Source organism: Haloferax prahovense, from assembly GCF_000723845.1.
GTDB classification, from domain to species: domain Archaea; phylum Halobacteriota; class Halobacteria; order Halobacteriales; family Haloferacaceae; genus Haloferax; species Haloferax prahovense.
The window spans coordinates 228,549-248,884 of the sequence record NZ_LK053001.1; the positions used below are offsets into that span (position 1 = coordinate 228,549).

Genomic DNA, 20,336 nt, shown 5'->3' on the forward strand with positions numbered 1-20,336 from the left:
AATACGAAATCGTACTTGCAGTAAGACAATAACACTTTATCAATGACACCGACAATCGGACTGTACACAGCGACGGAAAACGAGTTGGGCGCGGTCCAGCGGGCCGCGCGCCGACTCGACGGAATCGACCTCGTCGTCCGCTCCGCGAGCGATTTGGACGACGTGACCGACGCGGACGCCTTCGTCGACGAGTTGGAGTCGGCGACGGCGGCCGTCTTCTGGCTCCACGGAGCCGAAGACAGCATGCCCGGCTACGACCACGCGGTCGAACGACTCGAAGCGGCGGGCGTGCCGCTCGTCGTCGAGGCCACCGGCGACGCCTTCGCGCGGCAGGACACGACCGTCGCCGACGCCGACCGCGAGCGCGTCTGCGAATATCTCGACCGCGGCGGCGCGGTGAACGTCGAGAACCTCTGTCGGTTCCTCGCCGCCGAGTACGCCGGCGTCGAGACCGAAGTCGACGACCCGGTCGAACTCCCGACTGAGGGCGTCTACCACCCGGACTACCCCGGCGTCGAGTACGACGAACTGCTCGATACTCACGACCCCGACAAGCCGACCATCGGCGTCTGGTTCTACGAGTCCCACTGGACGCACGCGAACACTCGGTACGTGGACGCGCTCGTGGAGCGACTCGAATCGCTCGGCGCGAACGTCCTGCCCGCGTTCTGCAACCCCGCGACCGACGAGGAGGGACAGGAGAACGCCGAGTGGGTCGCGCGGAACTGGTTTTCAGACGACGACGGCCCCGTCGTGGACGCGGTCGTCAGCTCCTTCATGTTCTCGCTGTCGATGAGCGAGCGCGGCCGCGACGCCGACGACGAGGGCGCGGACGCCGAGGACGTGTTCCTCACCGAACTCGGCGTTCCCGTCTTACAGGCCATCACGACCATGCGCTCCCGAAGCCGGTACGAGTCGAGCGACACGGGCGTGATGGGCTTCGAACTCGCGCTGTCGGTCGCGCTCCCCGAGTTCGACGGCAACGTCATCACCCACCCGATAAGCGGGAAAGAGCGGATGGAAGACGAGGCGGGCGTCGGGAGCGCGCCGAAACAGCACTTCCCCATCGAGGACCGCGTCGACCACGTCGCCCGGCTCGCGGTCAACTGGGCGCGGCTCCGCCACCTCCCGAACGACGAGAAGCGCGTCGCGGTCGTCCTGCACAACTACCCGCCGAGCGACGACGGCATCGGGACGGCCTTCGGGATGGACAGCCCCGCGAGCACGGTCAACCTCCTGTCCGAACTCCGGAGTCGGGGCTACGCCGTCGGCGACCTCCCCGCGGACGGGCAAGCGCTCATCGACGACCTCACCTCGCAGTTGACGCTGGACGACCGCTGGGTCGCGCCCGAAGACGTGCGGGACCTGAGCGTCGACGTGGTCTCACCCGACCAGTACGCCGACTGGTTCGCCGACGCCGACGACCGCTTCCGCGACAACGTCGTCGACGAGTGGGGCGACCCGCCGGAGCGACCCTTTGCGATTCCGGGCGTCGAGTTCGAGAACGTCCTCGTGACCGTCCAGCCCCCGCGCGGGTTCGGGATGGACCCCTCGAAGGTGTACCACGATTCGGACCTCCAGCCGCCGCACGACTACGTGGCGTTCTACGCGTGGCTCCGCGAGGCGTTCGAGGCCGACGCCGTGGTCCACCTCGGCACCCACGGCAGTCTCGAATGGCTCCCCGGCAAGACCGTCGGGCTGAACGGCGAGAGCGCCCCGGACCAACTGGTCTCGGCCCTTCCGAACGTCTACCCGTACATCATCAACAACCCCGGCGAGGGGACGCAGGCCAAGCGCCGGTCGTACGCGGCCATCGTGGACTACCTCACGCCGGTTATGCGCACCGCGGGAACGTACGACGACCTCGCGGACCTCGAAGAACTCGCCCGCGAGTACCGCGAGGCGGGCATGGACGAGGCCCGCCCAGAGCGCGGTGACCAACTCCGCGAACTCCTCCTCGACGCGGTCGACGACCTCGACCTCGCGGTCGAACTCGGGTTCGAAGACGCCGACGCGGTCGGTGACGCAATCGGTGACGCGGATGCCGACGTCGGTCCCGAAGCCGTCGATTTCGACGAACTCGTCGAGCGCGTCCACGAGTACCTGACCGACGTGAAGACGACGCAGATTCGGATGGGCCTCCACACGATGGGCGAACCGCCCGAGAGCGACCGCCTCGTGGAGTACCTCGTCGCGCTCACGCGCCTCCCGAACGCCGACACGCCGAGCCTCCGCGAGAGCGTCGCGGGCGTCATGGGCGTCGATTACGACCGAATGCGAGACGAACCGGGGACGTACGACGACGACCTCGGGATGTACCTCTCGGAGGCCGCAGACCGCGTCTACGACCAGTGCGTCGAACTGGTGTCGGCCCTCGCCGAACGCGACTTCGACGTGCCCGAGTCGGAGGTCGACGCCGGCCCCGACGACGAGGTGAACATGAACCTGCTCGTGGTCGATATCGACCAACTCGGCGACGCGCGAGCCAAGCGCGGCGCGCACGACGACCTCCGCGAAGTGCTGGCGTTCATCTGCGACGAGGCGGCCCCGCGGGTCGCGGCCGCGGAAGCCGAGATTCCGCAGACCGCCGACGCGCTGGCCGGCGAGTACGTCCGCCCCGGCGGCTCCGGCGCGCCGACCCGCGGCGGGGTGGACCTGCTGCCGACCGGGCGGAACTTCTACACGCTCGACCCGCGGAAAGTCCCGGCCAAGCCGGCGTGGAGCGTCGGCGAGCGGGTCGCCGCGGGCGTCCTCGACCGCCACTACGGCGACCACGGCGAGTACCCCGAGGAGTTCGGGGTCGTCGCGTGGGGGACGCCGACGGTCAGAACCCGCGGCGAGACCATCGCGCAGGTGCTCGCGTTCATGGGCGTCGAACCGGTGTGGACCGACGCGGGCCGCGTCGACGGCGTGGAGCCGATTCCGCTGGACGAACTCGACCGCCCGCGAATCGACGTGACCACCCGCGTCTCGGGGCTGTTCCGCGACGCGTTCCCGCAGGCCGCGAGCGTCGTCAACGACGCCGTCGACGCGGTCGTCGAACTCGACGAACCCCACGAGATGAACTACGTGAAAAAGCACGTCGAGGAAGACGCCGCCGAGTTCGAGGCTGATGGCGTCGCCGCCGACGAGGCCGAGAAACTGGCCAAACACCGCGTGTTCACGACGACGCCCGGCGGCTACGGCGCGGGGACGAACAAGGCCGTCGACGAGGGCGAGTGGGACGACCGGAGCGACCTCGCGGACGTGTTCGTCCAGTGGGGCGGCTACGCCCTCGGGAGTCGCGGCAGCGTGACCGAGGCCCACGACGCCTTCGAGCGCCGCTTGAGCGGGGTCGAAGCCACGGTGAAAATCGAGGACACCGCCGAGCAGGACGAGTTCGACTCCTCCGACTGGTACGCCTTCCACGGCGGGTTCGTCTCGGCTGTCGGCGAGATTTCCGGGAGCGACCCGGCCTCGTACGTCGGGGACTCCAGCGACCCCGACAACGTCAGCATCTACACGAACGAGGAGAAGGTCCGCAAGGCGATGCGGGCGCGCGTCCTCAACCCCGACTGGCTCGACAGCATGGAGGAACACGGCTACAAGGGCGCGGGCGACCTCTCGACCACGGTCGACGTGGCGCTCGGCTGGGACGCGACGACGGGCGTCGTCAGCGACACCCTCTGGGAAAGCCTCGCCGACGCCTACGCCTTCGACGAGGACCGACAGGAGTGGCTGCGCGACGTGAACCCGTGGGCGCTCGAAAGCATCACCGCAACGTTCCTCGAAGCCATCGACCGCGACCTGTGGGATGCCGACGACGACGTGAGAGAGCGGTTGCAGGACATCAACCTCTCCGTGGAGGGCGACCTCGAAGCGAACACGACGAACGCCATGGCCGGAACCCAATCAGATGACTGAACGAGACGCCTACGCCGACCTCGGCGCGACGACGCGGGACGCGATGGACATCGCGGAGACGAGCATGGACATCGTCCGGACGTTCGTCCCCGACGAGACGCTGAACGACCGACTGCGACAGAAGGCGGTCCACTCGACCGGCGACATCGAGTTCCAGCACCTCCTTCGCTGTCAGAACGGCCCGGTCGTCGCGGGCGCGAGGGCCGTCCTCGACGAGCGACCCATCGTGACCGACATCACGATGGCGAAGGCCGGCGTCACGGGCCGCGGCCACGACTGCCCGGTGCGGAAGGCAATCGGCAACGGCGCCGAACTCGCCGCCGAGACGGGCATGACTCGGACCGCGGCCGCGGTGCTCGAACTCGACAAGCAGGGCGTCTACGACGGCGCAATCGCGGTCGTCGGCAACGCGCCGACCGCCGCGTTGGCGCTCTGCGACTGCATCGAAAACGGGACCCGACCGGCGGCCGTCGTCGCGACGCCCGTCGGCTTCGTCAAGGCCGAAGCGAGCCGGAAGCGCGTCCGCGAAATCGCCGACGAGTACGGCGTTCCGGCGGTGACGAACGTCGGGAAACGCGGCGGGAGCGGCCTCGCGGCCGCGCTCACGAACGAGTTGATTCACGTCGCGAGCGACGTTCGCAACGGCGACGTCGACCTCGAAGACCATGAGTGAGGACGACCCGTACGGCCTCAATTCGGGGGCGGACCCGGCGACGTTCGCCGCGGCCGCGCCCGAACCGAGCGTCGGCGAAATTGGTGGAGGCAGCGAGGACGCCGAGGACGCCGCCGCGCCGGTCTACGCGGTCGGAATCGGCCCCGGCAACTCGGAGTATCTGACGCCTCGCGGGCGGCGAGCGATTCGGGAGGCCGACGTGGTCGTCGGCTTCGAGACGGTCGTCGACTTCGTCGCCGACGAGACCGACGCCGACCTGCTCACCTGCGGCTACGCCGACGAAGCAGAGGCGCTGTCCGAGTTCGGGAGGCGCGTCGCGGCCGGCGAGCGCGGGACGGCGGTCCTCATGGGCGACGCGAACCACTCGGGCTACCAGTTCCTCGGGAAGGTCCAGCGGGCCGTCGAGCCACCGGTCAGGGTGATTCCGGGCATCTCGTCGCTCCAGATAGCCGCGAGTCGCGCCCGGACGCCGATGGAGGACACGCGGTTCGTCACACTCCACAAGAGCGGGTCACTCGACGCCGACCTCGACCGACTGGCCGAGGCGGTGGGCGAACGCCACCTGCTCGTCTTGCCGCGGCCGTTCGACTGGATGCCGGGCGACATCGCGGAGTTCCTCCTCGATTCGGGCGCGGACGAATCGCTGGACGCCCTCGTGCTCGAACGCCTGACCCACGACGACGAGCGAATCACCCGAACGACGCTCGGCGACCTGCGCGACTCGGCCGGCGGGAGCGGCCCCGACTCGACGCCGTACTCGGACCTCACGGTCCTCGCCGTCAGGGCCCCCGTCGACGCGACGGACTGAGCCGTCCCACACGGGGGAGTTAGGCTCGCCTAAATTTCGAAGACGTTTTAAGCATTTAGGGAAGCCTAAAATACATGGCAAACGACGGACACAGCGGTCGAGAATCGACGCGGCGCGAGTACCTGCAGTACGGCGGCGCGGTCGTCGCGGGCGGTCTGCTCGCCGGCTGTACCGGTGGCGGCGGGTCGGAGACGACGACGACGGAGTCCGAGACGACCACGGCGACGGCGACCGAGACGGCGACAGAGACGGAGACGGAAACCGAGACGACGACCGAGGCGTCGGAATCCTACTCGGTGTCGATAGAGCCGGTCGGCGAGGTCACGTTCGACTCGGTCCCGGAGACGTGGGTCGCGAACAACGGCAGTTGGGCCGACATGGGCGTCGCGCTCGGCCTCGACGCGCCGATGGGCGTCTGGCTCCCCGGCCGGTACCACACGCAGTACTACGACGAGATTCCGGACGTGAGCGTCGACAAGTCGTCCATCCGTCAGCTGTGGGGCGACAGCGGCGTCGGCAAAGAGCAGTTCTACGACATGAACGCGGACGTGCACATCGCCGACCCGAACTTCCTCCTGAACCGCGGCCAGTGGAGCGAGGGCGATATCGAGGAGATTAGCACCCAAGTCGGTCCGTTCTTCGGCAACAGCATCTTCTCGCGCGGCTACGCGTGGCACGAGGACTACCGCTACTACAGCCTCTACGAGGCGTTCGAGAAGCTCGCGCAGGTGTTCCAGCGCGAGGACCGCTTCGAGGCGTTCGAACAGGTCCACGAGGAGTTCCAGGCGAACCTCGCGCCGGTCGTCCCCGCGCAGGGCGAACGACCCTCGGCCGCCGTCGTCTGGGGCGGCGGCGACGAGCCCGAGGAGTTCTACCCCTACATCATCGACGAGGGGACGAGCTTCAAGCACCTCAACGACCTGAAGGTCAACGACGCGCTCGCGACGACCGACGTGAAGGACTTCTACAGCAACCGCGGCGCAGTCGACTTCGAGACGCTCCTGGAGGTCGACCCCGAAGTGCTTCTCCTGCGCGGACAGGAGGCCAAGACCCGCGAGGAGTTCCAGAACACGGTCATCTCGTTCATGGAGAGCCACGAAGTCGCGAGCGAACTCACCGCGGTCAAGAACGACGACGTCTACCGCGCCGGCGCGCTCTACCAGGGCCCTATCACGAACCTCGTCGTGACTGACCGCCTCGCGCAGACGCTGTACGACGCCGACGAGCGCCTGTTCGACGCCCAGCGCGTCAGCGACATCGTCAACGGCGACCTGTAGTTCGGTCCCGCTTCGCGGCCCCGCTTTTCCCGTTTCGCTCCGCCGTCGAGCGGCGCATTCCGCCAGAATTCTTATATGTTTTTAGGCTAGCCTAAAACGCATGGCGACAAGCCGAGATGTCGGGCGGACACCGGATGCCGACGTGGCCCCGGACGACCGCGCCGCGTCAGCGACGTTGCACAGTTTCCTCAACTGCTACCTCCACGAAATCGGCGGTCACGAGGTCGTCAACGCGGCCGAAACGCCGCTTGTGACCGACTGTAAACGAGGGGTTCGACTCCCGCTTCCGGAGCAGGGAATCGAGGTGTTCGTGCCGATTTCGTACTATTCCGCCGGGGACCGACACCTGTTCGGCGGCCCCGGCGTCTCCGTCCTCCCGGACGGCCGGGCCGTCGACCTCGACTACCTCCGACTTGCGCGATTGCTCCTCGAAGAGCTGTCGCTCGCCCGCGACGCGCCGGGTGCGGTGGACGAACTGCTCCTCCGGGTCGTCGAGAGCTGTCGGAACACCGCCCGGGCGGTCGAGGCCCGCTGCGGCGACGAGGAGCGACTCTACGGCTTCGAGACGACGTTCCGCGACGCCGAGCAGTCGCTCGTCTTCGGCCACCACAGACACCCGACGCCCAAGAGCAGGCAGGGCATCGCGCCGCACGACGAACCGCGGTTCGCCCCGGAGCTACGCGGGTCGTTCCGGCTCCACTACTTCCGGGTCGCGGCCGACCTCCTCGACCACGACTCGACGCTCGACCGGAGCGCCCTGGCGTGGATAGCCGACGCGCTCCGGGCGGACGAGTCGGTGCCCGAGTCGTTCGTCGCCGAACACGTCGACGGCGACACCGACGACGGACTCGTCCCGGTCCATCCGTGGCAGGCCGACTACCTCCTCGCACAGCCGGCGGTTCGAGTGCGCCTCGGCGACGGTATCGAGTCGCTCGGCGAGGTCGGCAGGGAGTTCTACCCGACCTCCTCGGTTCGGACGCTGTACTCGCCGGACGCACCGTTCATGGTCAAAGGCTCGCTGAACGTCAAAATCACCAACTCCGCGCGGGTCAACAAGCGGCACGAACTGGTCCGCGGCGTCGCCGTCAGCGAGCTGCTCGACGCCGGCCTCCGCGACGTTATCGACGCCGAGCTCCCCGAGTTCGGTCTCATCGACGACCCGGCCTACGTCACCGTCGACCTCGGCGACGGCGAGTCCGGCTTCGAGACCGTCCTCCGCGAGAACCCCTTCCGCGGCGACGCGGCGACGAACGCGACGCCCGTAGTGGCGCTCTGTCAGAACCCCATCGGCGGCGGTCGCTCCCGACTCGGGACGATTGTCGAGACGCTCGCAGAACGCGAGGGGCGGTCGGCGGGCGCGGTCGCCGAGTCGTGGTTTCGGCGGTACCTCTCGGTCGGGGTCCGGCCGGTGCTGTGGCTCTACCTCCGGTACGGCTTCGGCGTCGAGGCCCACCAGCAGAACAGCGTCGTCCTGTTGGAAGACGGCTATCCGACCGCGTTCCGCTACCGCGACAATCAGGGCTACTACTTCCCCGAGTCGCGGTACGACCGACTCGACGACCTCCTCCCCGGCGTCGGCGAGCGCACGGACACCGTCTGCAGCGACGACATCGCGGACCAGCGCATGATATACTGGACGGTTCTCAACAACGCGCTCGGCGTCGTCAGCGCGCTCGGGCGGAGCGGGCTGGTCGACGAGCGGCGACTGCTCGCGGTGCTCCGCGAGGAACTCGAATCGCTCCGCGAGGTCGACGCACCGGGGTCGTCGCTCCTCGACCAGTTGCTCGCCGAGCCGACGCTGACCCGCCAGTCGAACCTCCTGACGCGGTTCCACGACATCGACGAACTGGACGACTCCCTCGACGACGCGCCGCTTTTCGTCGAGGTCGACAACCCGCTGGTGACGGCGTTCGACGGGGAGCGCTGAGCTAACGCGGCGGCGACGCGAGCGGCCGACGCGAGCCCGAGCGTCCGACTCGACCCGACGCGGCCGGCGTGCGGACAGGGAAAACCGCCGAAAGCGGGGGAAGGCGGGGGAAGGCGGGTCGTCGCGGACGCTCCGCGGCGACCGCGTAGCGGCCGCGCTGTCCCGTTATTATTCAGACAGGGCGTTCCTGCAGTAAACTTTTTGTATTTTTAGGCTAGCCTAAAACTGTATGCTCGACAGCGACAGACCGACGACGAACCGACGGAGGACAGCCCGATGACCGACGCAACGGCCGGCAACGAGGCGTTGCTCGAACAGCAGGCCGCCCGCGAGTCGAGCGCGCGGACCTACCCCCGGCACCTCCCGCACGCGATACGGGAGGCCTCGGGCGTCACCGTCACCGACATGGACGGCGAGGAGTACTACGACTGCCTCGCGGGGGCCGGCACGCTCGCCCTCGGGCACAACCACCCGAAGGTGATCGAATCGATGGAGCGCGTCCTCGCAGAGGACCGCCCGCTCCACACCCTCGACATCACGACGCCCGTCAAGGAGCGGTTCGTCGACACGCTGTTCGACAGCCTCCCCGACGAGTTCGCCGACAACGCGCGGGTGCAGTTCTGTAGCCCCGCCGGGACCGACGCCGTCGAGGCCGCGCTCAAACTCGTCAAGACCGCGACGGGCAACCGGAGCGTCCTCGGGTTTCAGGGCGGCTACCACGGCATGACCAACGGCGCGCTGAGCCTGATGGGCGACACCGACCCGAAGGAGGACGTGCCGGGACTGATGCCCGACGTACACCACCTGCCGTATCCGTACGAGTATCGGTGTCCGTTCGGCGTCGGCGGCGAGGAGTGTCACGAACTCGCCGCCCGGTACGTCGAACGCACCCTCGACGACCCCGAAAGCGGCATCACGGACCCCGCCGGGATGGTGGTCGAACTCGTGCAGGGCGAGGGCGGCGCGATTCCCGCGCCCGACGACTGGACCCGCGAGATTCGGCGGATGACCCGCGAGCGCGACATCCCGCTCGTCGTGGACGAAATTCAGACCGGCCTCGGCCGGACCGGCGAGCTGTACGCCTTCCAGCACGCCGATATCGTCCCCGACGCGGTCACGCTCTCGAAGGCCATCGGCGGGTCGCTCCCGCTTTCGGTCGTCGTCTACGACGAGTCGCTCGACGTCTGGGAGCCGGGCGCGCACGCCGGGACCTTCCGGGGGAACCAACTCGCGATGGCCGCCGGCATCGCCACCATCGAACACGTGCTCGAACACGACCTCGACGACCACGCCGCGCGCATGGGCGACCGACTCCGCGGCCACCTCGACGCGACGAAGCGCGCTCACGACGCCGTCGGCGACGTGCGCGGTCGCGGGCTGATGCTCGGGGTCGAACTCGTCGACCCCGCGGGAGCGCCCGACGCCTGCGGGCGCTTCCCGACGCATCCGGACCTCGCCGACGCCGTCCGCGCGGCGTGTTTCGACCGCGGACTCATCGTCGAACTCGGCGGCCGCCACGGAAGCGTCGTCCGGTTCCTCCCGCCGCTCGTCGTCACGCCGAGCGACGTGGACGCCATCGGGAGCATCTTCGCGGACGCCGTCGAGGCCGCGGTCGAGGAAGTCGGCTCCGACGGCCGGCGGGAGGTCGCCGCATGAACGGCGTCGGCGGCGTCGACGGCGTCGGCGAGCGGCGCGACCCGCGACCGGACGCCGCGAAGTGGTTCCTGAGCGGCGACGGCGACGACCGAGCGCGCTACCGGGACGCGATTCGCCGGGCGTGCGACCTCGTCCTCGACGAGTTCGCCGACGAGGCGACGCCGTACTCGGGGGCGACGCCCGAGAAGCTCGACGACGCGCTCGCCCGGTTGGAGATGTTGCCCCACGAGGGCGACGGCGTGGCCGCGGCGCTCGACCGCACCGAGCCGATTCTGCGAAACTCCGTCGGCGTCTCGGACCCGACCTGCGTCGCGCACCTCCAGTGTCCGCCGACGATTCCGGCGCTCGCGGCCGAGGTGCTCCTGACGGCGACGAACCAGTCGATGGACTCGTGGGACCAGAGCCCCGCCGCGACGCAGCTCGAACGGCGGTTCGTCGACGAGCTGTGCGAGCTGTTCGGCTACGAGGACGGCGACGGCGTGTTCACCAGCGGCGGCACGCAGTCGAACTTCGTCGGCCTACTCCTCGCCCGCAACAAGGCCATTTTGGAGGAGTACGGCGTCGACGTGCAACAGGCCGGCCTCCCGCCGGAAGCGAGGGACCTCCGAATCCTCTGTTCGGCCGACGCCCACTTCACCGCCAAGCAGGCCGCCTCGCACCTCGGTCTCGGCGAGAACGCCGTCGTCACCGTCCCGACCGACGACGACCGCCGCCTGTCGATGGAAGCGTTCGACGAGGCGATCGCTGACCTCCGCGAGCGCGGAAAGCGCCCGTTCGCAATCGTCGCGACCGCCGGGACGACGGACTTCGGCAGCATCGACCCGCTGGGGCCGCTGGCCGACCGCGCGGCCGAACTCGACTGCTGGTACCACGTCGACGCCGCGTGGGGCGGTGCGCTCGCACTGAGCGACGACCACGCCGACAAACTCGCGGGCGTCGAGGCCGCGGACTCCGTCGCGGTCGACTTCCACAAGCTGTTCTACCAGCCGATTAGCTGCGGCGCGGTCCTCGTGCGCGACGAGTCGGCGTACGACCTCATCGACCGCAACGCGGCCTACCTGAACCCGGAGCGCGACGACGACGCGGGCGTGCCGAATCTCGTCTCGAAGTCCGTCCAGACGACCCGGCGGTTCGACGCGCTCAAACCCTTCGTCACGATGCAGGCGCTCGGCCGCGAGGGGCTGGCGTCGATGGTCGAGTACACCATCGACCTCGCCGACGACGCCGCGAGGCTCGTCGAGGCCGACCCCGACCTCCGCCTCGTCCACGACTCCGAGCTGAACGTCGTCGTCTTCCGGTACGTCCCCGGCGACGGACGGAACGGTGACCCCGACAGACGCGGCGCCGACGAGGTGAACGAAGCTATCCGCGACTCCCTCCTCGACGACGGCGAGGCCGTGGTGGCTCGGACCACCGTCGACGGCGAGACGTGCCTGAAGCTGACGCTCCTGAACCCTCGAACGACGCGCGAGGACCTCCGAGAACTCCTGCGCGAGATTTCGACCCGCGGCACCGCACTCGAAACGACGACCGACGACCGACACGCATGAATCCGAACGACACGGCCGAGTCAGCGACGATGCACAGCTTCCTGAACTGCTACCTCCGGGAGACGGGCGACTACACCGTCGTCCCCGCCGGGGACGCACCGGTCGAGACGGACGCCGACGAAGTCGTCCACGCGCCGCTGTTCCACCAGGGCGTCGACCTCTACGTCCCGCTTTCGTACCGGTCGCCGACGGACCGCCACCTGTTCGACCTCCCCGGCGTCTACCGGCTTCCCCGGGGCGAAACGCTCCCGCTCGAGTACACGATGCTCGTGACGCTCGTCACGACCGAACTCAGACTCGACCGCGACGACACCGGCGCGGCCGACGAACTCCTCTTGCGAGTTGTCAAGAGTTGTCAGAACATCGAGCGGTTCGTCGAGGCCCGCCGCGGCGACGAGGAGCGACTCTACGGCTTCGACACCACCTTCCGCGACGCCGAGCAGTCGCTCGTGTTCGGCCACCCGCTACACCCGACGCCGAAGAGCAGACAGGGCATCCCCGACCACGAGTCGCGGACCTACGCGCCCGAACTCCGCGGGTCGTTCCCGCTGGCGTACTTCAGCGCCGACCCCTCGCTCGTCTCGCAGGACTCCGCGCGCGGCGAGTCGGCGGCCGAGTGGGTCGCGTCGGCGCTCCGAGCGGACGAGTCGGTCCCCGAGTCGTTCGTCGCCGAACGCGTCGACGCCGACGAGGTGCTGATTCCCGTCCACCCGTGGCAGGCGGACTACCTCCGCGCGCAACCCGAAGTGCAGGCGCACCTCGGGGACGGCCTCGAATACGTCGGCCAGGTCGGCAGAGAGTTCTACCCGACCTCCTCGGTTCGGACGCTGTACTCGCCGGACGCGCCGTTCATGGTCAAAGGCTCGCTGAACGTCAAAATCACCAACTCCGAGCGGACGAACAAACTCCCCGAACTGGAGCGCGGCGTCGCCGTCACCGAACTGCTGGACACCGAACTCGGCGACGACCTCGAAGAGCGGTTCCCGGCGTTCGACGTCGTCCGCGACCCGGCGTACCTGACGGTCGACCTCGGCGACGGCGAGTCCGGCTTCGAGACCGTCCTCCGCGAGAACCCCTTCCGCGGCAACGCGGCGGCGAACGCGACGCCCGTGGTCGGCCTCTGTCAGGACCACCTCGGCGACGGGTCGTCGCGGCTGGCGACGCTCGTCGAGGGAATCGCCGAGCACGAGGGCAGACCGACCGATGCGGTGGCTGAAGACTGGTTCCGCCAGTACCTCGAACTGTCGGTTCGGCCGGTACTGTGGCTCTATCTCGAACGCGGACTGGGCGTCGAAGCCCACCAGCAGAACAGCGTCCTGACGCTCGACGGCGGCTATCCCGAGACGTTCCGCTACCGCGACAATCAGGGCTACTACCTCCCCGAGTCGACGTACGACGAGGTGGACGCGCTCCTGCCCGGCATCGGCGAGCGCGCCGACACCGTCTGCCCGGACGCCGTCGCCGACGAGCGCATCCGGTACTACGTCATCATCAACAACGCCCTCGGCCTCGTCAACGCCTTCGGCACGGCCGGACTGGTCGACGAGCGACGCCTCTTGGGCGTCCTCCGCGAGGAACTCGAATCGCTCCGCCGGTACGACCGGCCGTCGTCGTCGCTGCTCGACGACCTCCTCACCAGGGAGACGATTCCCTGCAAGGCGAACCTACTCACGCGGTTCCACGACATGGACGAACTGGAGGGCTCGCTGGCGAACCAGTCGGTGTACGCGGACATCGACAACCCGCTGGTCACGGAACTGGAGGTGCCGACGCCATGACCGGCTCGAACGCCGACTCGGCGACCGCGACCGTGGCGGCGCGAGCGGGCGCGGGCCGCGAGTACGCGTATCGGGTTCGAAACGAGCGTATCGACCGGACCGTCGCGTTCGCCGAGGTCGACCCGACTCTCGATTTCGACCGGCTCCGCGCGTGGTTCGGCTCCGACCACGTCAAGCCGTACTGGCAACTCGACCTGCCGGAGGCGGCGTTTCGGGCGAAGCTCGATTCGAAGCTCGGCGACGACCACCTCACGCCCTACGTCGGCCTGTTGGACCACACGCCGATGAGCTACTGGGAGGCGTACCGCGCGGCCGACGACGTGGTCGGCGAGCGCTACGACGCGGAGCCCGAAGACCGCGGCGTCCACCTACTCATCGGGCCGCCGGAGTACCTCGGACACGGCTACGCGGTTCCCCTCCTGCGGGCGATTACCGCGTTTCAGTTCCGCGCGACCGACGCGGGTCGCGTCGTCAGCGAACCGGACGTTCGCAACGAAATCGCCATCCGCGTCTTCGAGCGGTGCGGCTACGAGCCGCAGGGGCGCATCGACCTCCCCGACAAGGAGGCGCTGTTGATGCACTGCGAGCGCGAGCGGTTCTTCGACGCGGTGGCGGAACCCGCGGACGCGAACACAGACGGGGACACCGATAGGTGTGTCGACGTCGCGGCCGACGCGGAGACGGAGGTGGGGCGATGAGCGACACCCCCGTCCACGACGTGGTCGGCGTCGGCCTCGGGCCGTTCAACCTCGGGCTGGCCGCCATGCTCGACGGCGCGCCCGACGACGTGGACGCGGTGTTCCTCGAACAGGACGCCGAGTTCGCGTGGCACGAGGGGATGCTCATCGAGGGGACGACCCTCGAAGTGCCGTTCCTCGCGGATCTCGTGACGCTGGCCGACCCGACGAACCCCCACAGCTACCTCAACTACCTGCGGGAGACCGGCCGCATCTACGAGTTCTACTTCTACGAGACGTTCCAGATTCCCCGGCGGGAGTACGACGACTACCTGCGCTGGGTCAGCCGGCGACTCGACGCCTGCCGGTTCGAACGCCGCGTGACGAACGTCGAGTGGGTCGAAGACGGCTACTTCGAGGTGACCGCCCGCCACCCCGAAAGCGGTGCGGAGCACCGCTACCGGGCCGAGGACGTGGTGTTCGGCGTCGGAAGCCGGCCGCACGTCCCCGATAATCTGGGGGGACACCCCGAGCGTGACGTGTTCCACACCGCGGCGTACCGGAGCCGAAAAGAGCGGTGTCTCGACGCCGACTCGATAACCGTCGTCGGGTCGGGCCAGAGCGCCGCGGAGGTGTTCTTGGACCTCTTGGAGGCGCAGGCCGACGCGGACTACCGACTCGACTGGCTCACGCGCTCGGAGGGGTTCTTCCCGATGGAGTACTCGAAGCTCGGACTCCAGCACTTCACGCCGGAGTACACGTCGTACTTCAACGACCTCCCGCAGGAGACCCGCGACGAGGTGTACCCCGAACAGGACCTGCTGTACAAGGGCATCGACGTGAACACCAGCGCGGAGATATACGACGCGCTCTACCGTCGCTCCATCGGCGACCGCGACCCCGACGTGGGACTGTTCGCCATGACCTCGGTGGAGGGCATCGAGCGGGTGTCCGGTCCCGACGGGCCGCGCTACCGCCTCGATTGCGAGCAGTGGCAGTCCGAGACGCCGTTCGCCCACGAGAGCGAGGTCGTCGTCCTCGGGACTGGTTACCACCGGCCGACGCCGAGTTTCCTCTCGTCACTCGAATCGCGCATCGAGTGGGACGACGAGGGTCGCTACCGAGTCACCGACGACTACCGACTGCGCCTCGACGACGACGTGACGGGGCGCATCTTCGTCCAGAACGCGGAACGCCACACCCACGGCGTCGGCGCGCCCGACCTCGGCCTCGGCTGTTATCGCAACGCGCACATCGTGAACCGACTCTGCGACCGGACGGTCTACCCCGAAGACGAGGACACCGTGTTTCAGGACTTCGCCGTCGAGCGGTTCCTCGAAACGACCGGCGGCGCGACTGCGGCGGCATCGACGGCGGAGGAAGACGAATGAACGGACCAGAACTGCGGACGAACGGACGGACAGGACGCACAGGACAGATAGACGGACTGGAGACGCTCCAGACTGCGCTCGACGCGGACCGGTGGGCGGACGTGAGCCGCGACCTGCTCACGAAGCTGTTCGAGGAGTTCCTGTACGAGGAGCTGATCGACCCCGAAGCACGCGGCACCGACGGCGAGTGGACCCGGTACCGGCTCGACTACGACGGCGTCGTCTACCGGTTCGCGGCCCAATCGCGGCCGTTCGACAGTTACCGGGTCGACCCCGACAGCATCGAGCGACGGGACGGAGACGTCGGCGGCGAGGTGGAGAGCGAAGACGCCGACGAGAACCCGAACGGAAACGGAGACGGAGAGGGCTGGCGGCCCGCGACCGACCCCGTCCAGTTCCTCCTCGACGCGCGGGGGTCGCTCGGCGTGGCCCCCGAGACGGCGAGTCACCTCGTCCGGGAGTACAACAACACGCTGGTCGCCGACGCCCACATCGACGCCCGCAAGGCCGATGCCGACGAGAGCCTACTGGACATGCCGTACGCCGCGGTCGAAGGCGAGATGGAGGGTCACCCGTGGTTCACCATCAACAAGGGTCGTATCGGCTTCGGCTACGACGACTACCGGGCGTACGCCCCCGAGCGCAAGACGCCGCAGTCGCTCGTCTGGGTCGCTGCACACCGCGACCGCGCCGACTTTCGGAGCGTCGAGGGCTTGCGGTACGAATCGCTGATGGCCCAGCAACTCGGCGAGGCCGCGGCGGAGTTCGACGCGACGCTCCGGGCCGGCGGTCACGACCCCGACGACTACTACTACCTCCCGGTCCACGAGTGGCAGTGGAAAAACACCGTCGCGCAGCTGTTCGCCAAGGACATCGCGGCCGGCGACATCGTCCCGCTGGGGACCGGTCCCGACAGCTACCTCCCGCAGCAGTCGGTGCGGACGTTGACGAACCTCACGGACCCAGAAAAGCCGCACGTCAAGGTCCCGATTCGCGTGCTGAACACCATCGTCTATCGGGGACTGCCCGGCGAGCAGGCGCGCGCCGCGCCCCGGGTCACGGAGTACGTGCAGTCGATTCGCGACGACGACCCGTTCCTCCGCGACGACTGCGAGTTGGTGCTGCCGGGCGAGATTGCGAGTCTCAACTACGACCACCCCGAGTTCTCGCAACTGGACGACGCGCCGTACCAGTACCACGAACTGCTCGGGGCGGTGTGGCGCGAGAGCGTCGAAGCCCTCGTCGACGACGACGAGCAGGTGCTCACGCTCTCGGCGCTCATGCACGAGGACGCCGACGGCACGCCCGTCGTCTCCACGCTCGCCGAGCGGGCCGGCTGTTCCATCGACGAGTGGCTAGCCGACTGCTTCGACGTGCTGCTGCCACCGCTGTTGCACTACCTCTACCGCTACGGGATGGTGTTCATGCCCCACGGGACGAACACGATGCTCGTCCTTCGGGACGGCCGGCCGACCCGGCTGGCGGTGAAGGACTACGTGGACGAAATCGCGGTCAGCGAGACGCGACTGCCGGAACTCGACAGACTCCCCGACGACCTGTACGAACACGACGACATCGTCCACCGGAAGTCGCCGGACGGGATGTGCCAGCACATCGTCGGCACGCTGTTCGTCTGCGTCCTGCGCTACGTGGCCGACCGACTAGAGCGCCGCGAGGGCTACGACGAGACACGCCTGTGGCGGCAGGTCCGCGCGAGCATCGAGCGGTACCACGAGCGGTTCCCGGAACTGGAAGACCGCTTCGAGCTGTTCGACCTGTTCAAACCGGAGTACGACAAGCTCTGTCTGAACCGGAATCGGCTCGTGGAGTACGGTTACGACGACGACCACGCGCCGCCGGCGGTGACGGCCCACGGGACCGTCTCGAACGCGCTTTTCGACCTCGAACCGGCGACGCGGGCGGGAATCGAGGACGGAGACCGGGTCCCGGAGAGCGACGCGAGAGGCGACCGATGAGCGACGAACTGTTCGCGCGCGTCGATTCGAACCACAAGCCGGACCCGTGGGGCGAGTACTGCGCCGCGGCGACGTTCACGTTCGACCTCGACGCCAACGAACTGTGGCGCGCGGCCGCCGCGCTCGACCCGGAGTTCGCCCGGTTGGACTACCGCGGCGACTACGGGCCGGAAGTCGGCGTGCCGCGGCTCGTCGAACTGTTCGAAAAGTACGACGTGAACTGCACGTTCTTCGTCCCCGGCAAGGTCGCAGAAGAGTGGCCCGAGGCGGTGAAGCTCCTCCACGAACACGGCCACGAAATCGCCCACCACGGCTACACGCACGTCTCGCCCCGCGAGATGTCCGCCGAGCGCGAGGCGACCGAGTTCCGGCGGACCATCGAGGTGGTCGAAGACCTCACCGGCGAGCCCCCGGTCGGCTACCGGACCGTCGGCGGGATGCGCGACCAGACGCTCGACCTCGTCGAGGACGCCGGGATGCTGTACGACGCCTCGTGGCAGGACACGGATATGCCGTACCTCCGCGAGGACCGCGACCTCGTGGAGATTCCCAACGACTACCTGTTGGACGACTTCGTCTACTGGGGGTTCAACATGGGTCCGACGTTCGAGTTTCAGTCGGGTATCTCGCCGCACGGTCCCGTCTTCGACACGTGGGAAGCCGAGTTCGACGGCATTCGCGAGCGCGGTCGGCTGTTCGTCTTGACGATGCATCCGCAGATTGTGGGCCGAGCGAGCCGCGTCGACGCGCTCGAGTCCCTGCTCCAGCGGATGCTCTCGACCGGCGACACGTGGCTGACGACCTGCGCGGAACTCGCGCGCTACTGGCGCGACCGATACGACTGATGGGTCGCGTGACGAAGCTCCGAGCGTGCCTCGACGGCCTGTTCGTCGGACCGTCCGAACTCGAGTTGACCGAGGGAGGCATCGCGAGGCCGCTTTGCTACCTCGCGGCACCCATCGTCGTCACGAACCTGCTCCAGACGGCGTACAACGTCGCGGACACGCTCTGGCTGGGGCGCTACAGCACCGAGGCGCTGGCGGCCATCTCGTTCGCGTTCCCGCTGGTGTTCCTGTTCCTCTCGCTGGGACTGGGACTCTCTATCGCCGGGAGCGTTCTCGTCGCCCAACACACCGGCGCGGGCGAATCGCTCGACGCGGAACGGGCGGCGGCGCAGACGCTCACGTACGCGGCCATCGCGGCCGTCGGCGTCGGCGCTGTCGCCTACGTCGCGGTCGACGACGTGCTCGCGTTCATGGGCGCGTCACCCGCAGTCCTCCCGCTCGCGACCGCCTACATGCGCATCGTCTCGCTGGGGATGGTGTTCGTGTTCGCGTTCTACGCGTTCATCTCGCTCATGCGGGGCCGCGGCGACACCGTCACGCCCATGCTCGTCATGGCGGGGTCGGTCGCGCTCAACGTCGTCCTCGACCCGATTCTCATCTTCGGCTGGTGGGGCGCGCCGGAACTCGGCATCCGCGGGGCGGCGATAGCGACGGTGTGCTGTCGCGGGCTGGCGGCCGTCGTCGGCGTCGGCATCCTCCTCGACGGACGACGCGGGCTTCGGCTCCGACCGGGACAGTTCGTCCCGAGCGCCGCGGCCGCGAGGCGGCTGTTCCGACTCGGCCTGCCGACCGCCCTCGAAGAGACCGGACGGGCGGTCTCAATCAACCTCCTCTTGGCCGTCGTCGGGCTGTTTTCGACCGGCGTGGTCGCCGGCTACGGGGTCGGGACGCGCATCTTCTCGGTCGTCGTCCTCCCGACGGTCGCGTTCGCGAGCGCGGTCGAGACGATGACGGGACAGAACCTCGGCGCGGGAGCGACCGACCGCGCGACGGCGACTAACCGCTTCGCCGCGGCGTTCCTGTTCGGCGCCATGAGCGCCTGCGGCGTCGTCGTCTGGGTCGCCGCCCGTCCGCTCGTCGGCCTGTTCGCGGCCGACGCGACCGTCGTCGACGCCGGCGTTTCCTTCCTCCGAACGATTGCCCCCTCGTTCGGATTCGTCGGACTGATGCGGGTGTTCACCGGCGGACTGCGCGGGGCGGGGCGGACGACAGCAGCGTCGCTCATCGTTATCCTCGCCCTCGGCGTCGTGCGAATTCCGGCCGCGCTGTGGGGGGCGAGCGCCCTCGGTCCCGGCGGCATCTGGGTCGCGTTCGCCGCCTCGAACGTCGTCGGCGGCGGCGTCGCGTCGCTGTGGTTCTACCGGACCGCCCGGCGGCGCTCGCTCGCTCGAAGCGGTGTGAGGGGGGCCGTGACCGGCGACGACTGACGCCCGCGGGGCGGCCGAGGACTCATCGACGAAATCACAGATTGAATATATTTTGGGGCGAGATATCTGACACGTTTACGCAGTTCTGACAGACGGGGTTATTGGAAGGTTCACTTGTGGCCCAGACATCTAGTAAGACCCATTTTCAGCGACGAAAACGACTGTCCAGAGGGGAGTGAAACGGAAGCGAGTCATCGAGATACGTAGGCTATCTTATAACAACTATGTAAACATCTATAAATGAATTCGGTCGATAATCGAGGTGAGCGTCGGGGAGGAACCAGCGGTCGCGACGGCAAACCGGTCGCGCCGAGGAGACGACCGCCGGGCAAGCTCTACACCCATGCCAAAAAATATCATGCTCCGGCACGAGGTTACGCGTGGTCGGCGCGAGCGGTCCGACCGTGTGACGTGTCAGTCATACCAGTACGCGCGAGGCGGCGGCGGA

13 protein-coding genes are annotated in these 20,336 nt (G+C 68.3%); all 13 read left to right on the forward strand.

The window, feature by feature from the left end:
• Positions 1 to 42: 42 nt before the first annotated feature.
• Entirely contained in the window at positions 43 to 3,903 is a 3,861-nt protein-coding gene (gene cobN / locus BN984_RS16090; RefSeq protein WP_049968719.1) for a cobaltochelatase subunit CobN, read from the forward strand.
• Positions 3,896 to 4,576, forward strand: coding sequence for a precorrin-8X methylmutase (locus tag BN984_RS16095; RefSeq protein WP_008097016.1), 681 nt, complete (start codon positions 3,896 to 3,898; stop codon positions 4,574 to 4,576). Before cobN ends, BN984_RS16095 begins: the two co-directional genes overlap by 8 nt.
• Positions 4,569 to 5,384: a cobalt-precorrin-7 (C(5))-methyltransferase gene (locus BN984_RS16100; RefSeq protein ID WP_049968720.1), complete on the forward strand. Its 816-nt coding sequence runs from the start codon at positions 4,569 to 4,571 to the stop codon at positions 5,382 to 5,384. The genes BN984_RS16095 and BN984_RS16100 overlap by 8 nt, the downstream gene beginning before the upstream one ends.
• Positions 5,385 to 5,458: 74 nt before the next feature.
• Positions 5,459 to 6,661: an ABC transporter substrate-binding protein gene (locus BN984_RS16105; RefSeq protein WP_008097018.1), complete on the forward strand. Its 1,203-nt coding sequence runs from the start codon at positions 5,459 to 5,461 to the stop codon at positions 6,659 to 6,661.
• 142 nt (positions 6,662 to 6,803) lie between these two features.
• Positions 6,804 to 8,588 (forward strand): IucA/IucC family protein, encoded by a 1,785-nt coding sequence (locus BN984_RS16110; RefSeq protein ID WP_049968721.1) that lies wholly within the window; start codon positions 6,804 to 6,806, stop codon positions 8,586 to 8,588.
• A 225-nt stretch (positions 8,589 to 8,813) separates the two neighbouring features.
• The gene (locus BN984_RS16115) at positions 8,814 to 10,244 is read left to right on the forward strand and encodes a diaminobutyrate--2-oxoglutarate transaminase (protein ID WP_255563891.1); all 1,431 of its coding nucleotides are present in this window, start codon (positions 8,814 to 8,816) and stop codon (positions 10,242 to 10,244) included.
• Positions 10,241 to 11,794 carry a pyridoxal phosphate-dependent decarboxylase family protein gene (locus BN984_RS16120; RefSeq protein WP_049968723.1) on the forward strand — a complete coding sequence of 518 codons (1,554 nt, stop codon included), beginning with the start codon at positions 10,241 to 10,243 and terminating at the stop codon, positions 11,792 to 11,794. The genes BN984_RS16115 and BN984_RS16120 overlap by 4 nt, the downstream gene beginning before the upstream one ends.
• Positions 11,791 to 13,572, forward strand: a complete 1,782-nt coding sequence (locus BN984_RS16125) for an IucA/IucC family protein (RefSeq protein WP_049968724.1) — start codon at positions 11,791 to 11,793, stop codon at positions 13,570 to 13,572. Before BN984_RS16120 ends, BN984_RS16125 begins: the two co-directional genes overlap by 4 nt.
• A complete protein-coding gene (locus tag BN984_RS16130) occupies positions 13,569 to 14,270 on the forward strand; it encodes a GNAT family N-acetyltransferase (protein ID WP_049968725.1) in 702 nt (233 codons plus the stop codon). The genes BN984_RS16125 and BN984_RS16130 overlap by 4 nt, the downstream gene beginning before the upstream one ends.
• Positions 14,267 to 15,640: a lysine N(6)-hydroxylase/L-ornithine N(5)-oxygenase family protein gene (locus tag BN984_RS16135; protein WP_049968726.1), complete on the forward strand. Its 1,374-nt coding sequence runs from the start codon at positions 14,267 to 14,269 to the stop codon at positions 15,638 to 15,640. Before BN984_RS16130 ends, BN984_RS16135 begins: the two co-directional genes overlap by 4 nt.
• Entirely contained in the window at positions 15,637 to 17,616 is a 1,980-nt protein-coding gene (locus BN984_RS16140; protein ID WP_049968727.1) for an IucA/IucC family protein, read from the forward strand. Before BN984_RS16135 ends, BN984_RS16140 begins: the two co-directional genes overlap by 4 nt.
• Entirely contained in the window at positions 17,613 to 18,461 is an 849-nt protein-coding gene (locus BN984_RS16145) for a polysaccharide deacetylase family protein (protein WP_049968728.1), read from the forward strand. The genes BN984_RS16140 and BN984_RS16145 overlap by 4 nt, the downstream gene beginning before the upstream one ends.
• Complete coding sequence (locus tag BN984_RS16150; RefSeq protein ID WP_049968729.1) at positions 18,461 to 19,888, forward strand: MATE family efflux transporter; 1,428 nt, start codon at positions 18,461 to 18,463, stop codon at positions 19,886 to 19,888. The genes BN984_RS16145 and BN984_RS16150 overlap by 1 nt, the downstream gene beginning before the upstream one ends.
• Positions 19,889 to 20,336 lie beyond the last annotated feature (448 nt).

What these genes read in the sequence shown, in the direction of transcription:
- cobN (WP_049968719.1), top strand. Translation starts at nt 43, where the DNA reads ATGACACCGACAATCGGACTGTACACAGCGACGGAAAACGAGTTGGGC.
- BN984_RS16095 (WP_008097016.1), top strand. Translation starts at nt 3,896, where the DNA reads ATGACTGAACGAGACGCCTACGCCGACCTCGGCGCGACGACGCGGGAC.
- BN984_RS16100 (WP_049968720.1), top strand. Translation starts at nt 4,569, where the DNA reads ATGAGTGAGGACGACCCGTACGGCCTCAATTCGGGGGCGGACCCGGCG.
- BN984_RS16105 (WP_008097018.1), top strand. Translation starts at nt 5,459, where the DNA reads ATGGCAAACGACGGACACAGCGGTCGAGAATCGACGCGGCGCGAGTAC.
- BN984_RS16120 (WP_049968723.1), top strand. Translation starts at nt 10,241, where the DNA reads ATGAACGGCGTCGGCGGCGTCGACGGCGTCGGCGAGCGGCGCGACCCG.
- BN984_RS16125 (WP_049968724.1), top strand. Translation starts at nt 11,791, where the DNA reads ATGAATCCGAACGACACGGCCGAGTCAGCGACGATGCACAGCTTCCTG.
- BN984_RS16130 (WP_049968725.1), top strand. Translation starts at nt 13,569, where the DNA reads ATGACCGGCTCGAACGCCGACTCGGCGACCGCGACCGTGGCGGCGCGA.
- BN984_RS16135 (WP_049968726.1), top strand. Translation starts at nt 14,267, where the DNA reads ATGAGCGACACCCCCGTCCACGACGTGGTCGGCGTCGGCCTCGGGCCG.
- BN984_RS16140 (WP_049968727.1), top strand. Translation starts at nt 15,637, where the DNA reads ATGAACGGACCAGAACTGCGGACGAACGGACGGACAGGACGCACAGGA.
- BN984_RS16145 (WP_049968728.1), top strand. Translation starts at nt 17,613, where the DNA reads ATGAGCGACGAACTGTTCGCGCGCGTCGATTCGAACCACAAGCCGGAC.
- BN984_RS16150 (WP_049968729.1), top strand. Translation starts at nt 18,461, where the DNA reads ATGGGTCGCGTGACGAAGCTCCGAGCGTGCCTCGACGGCCTGTTCGTC.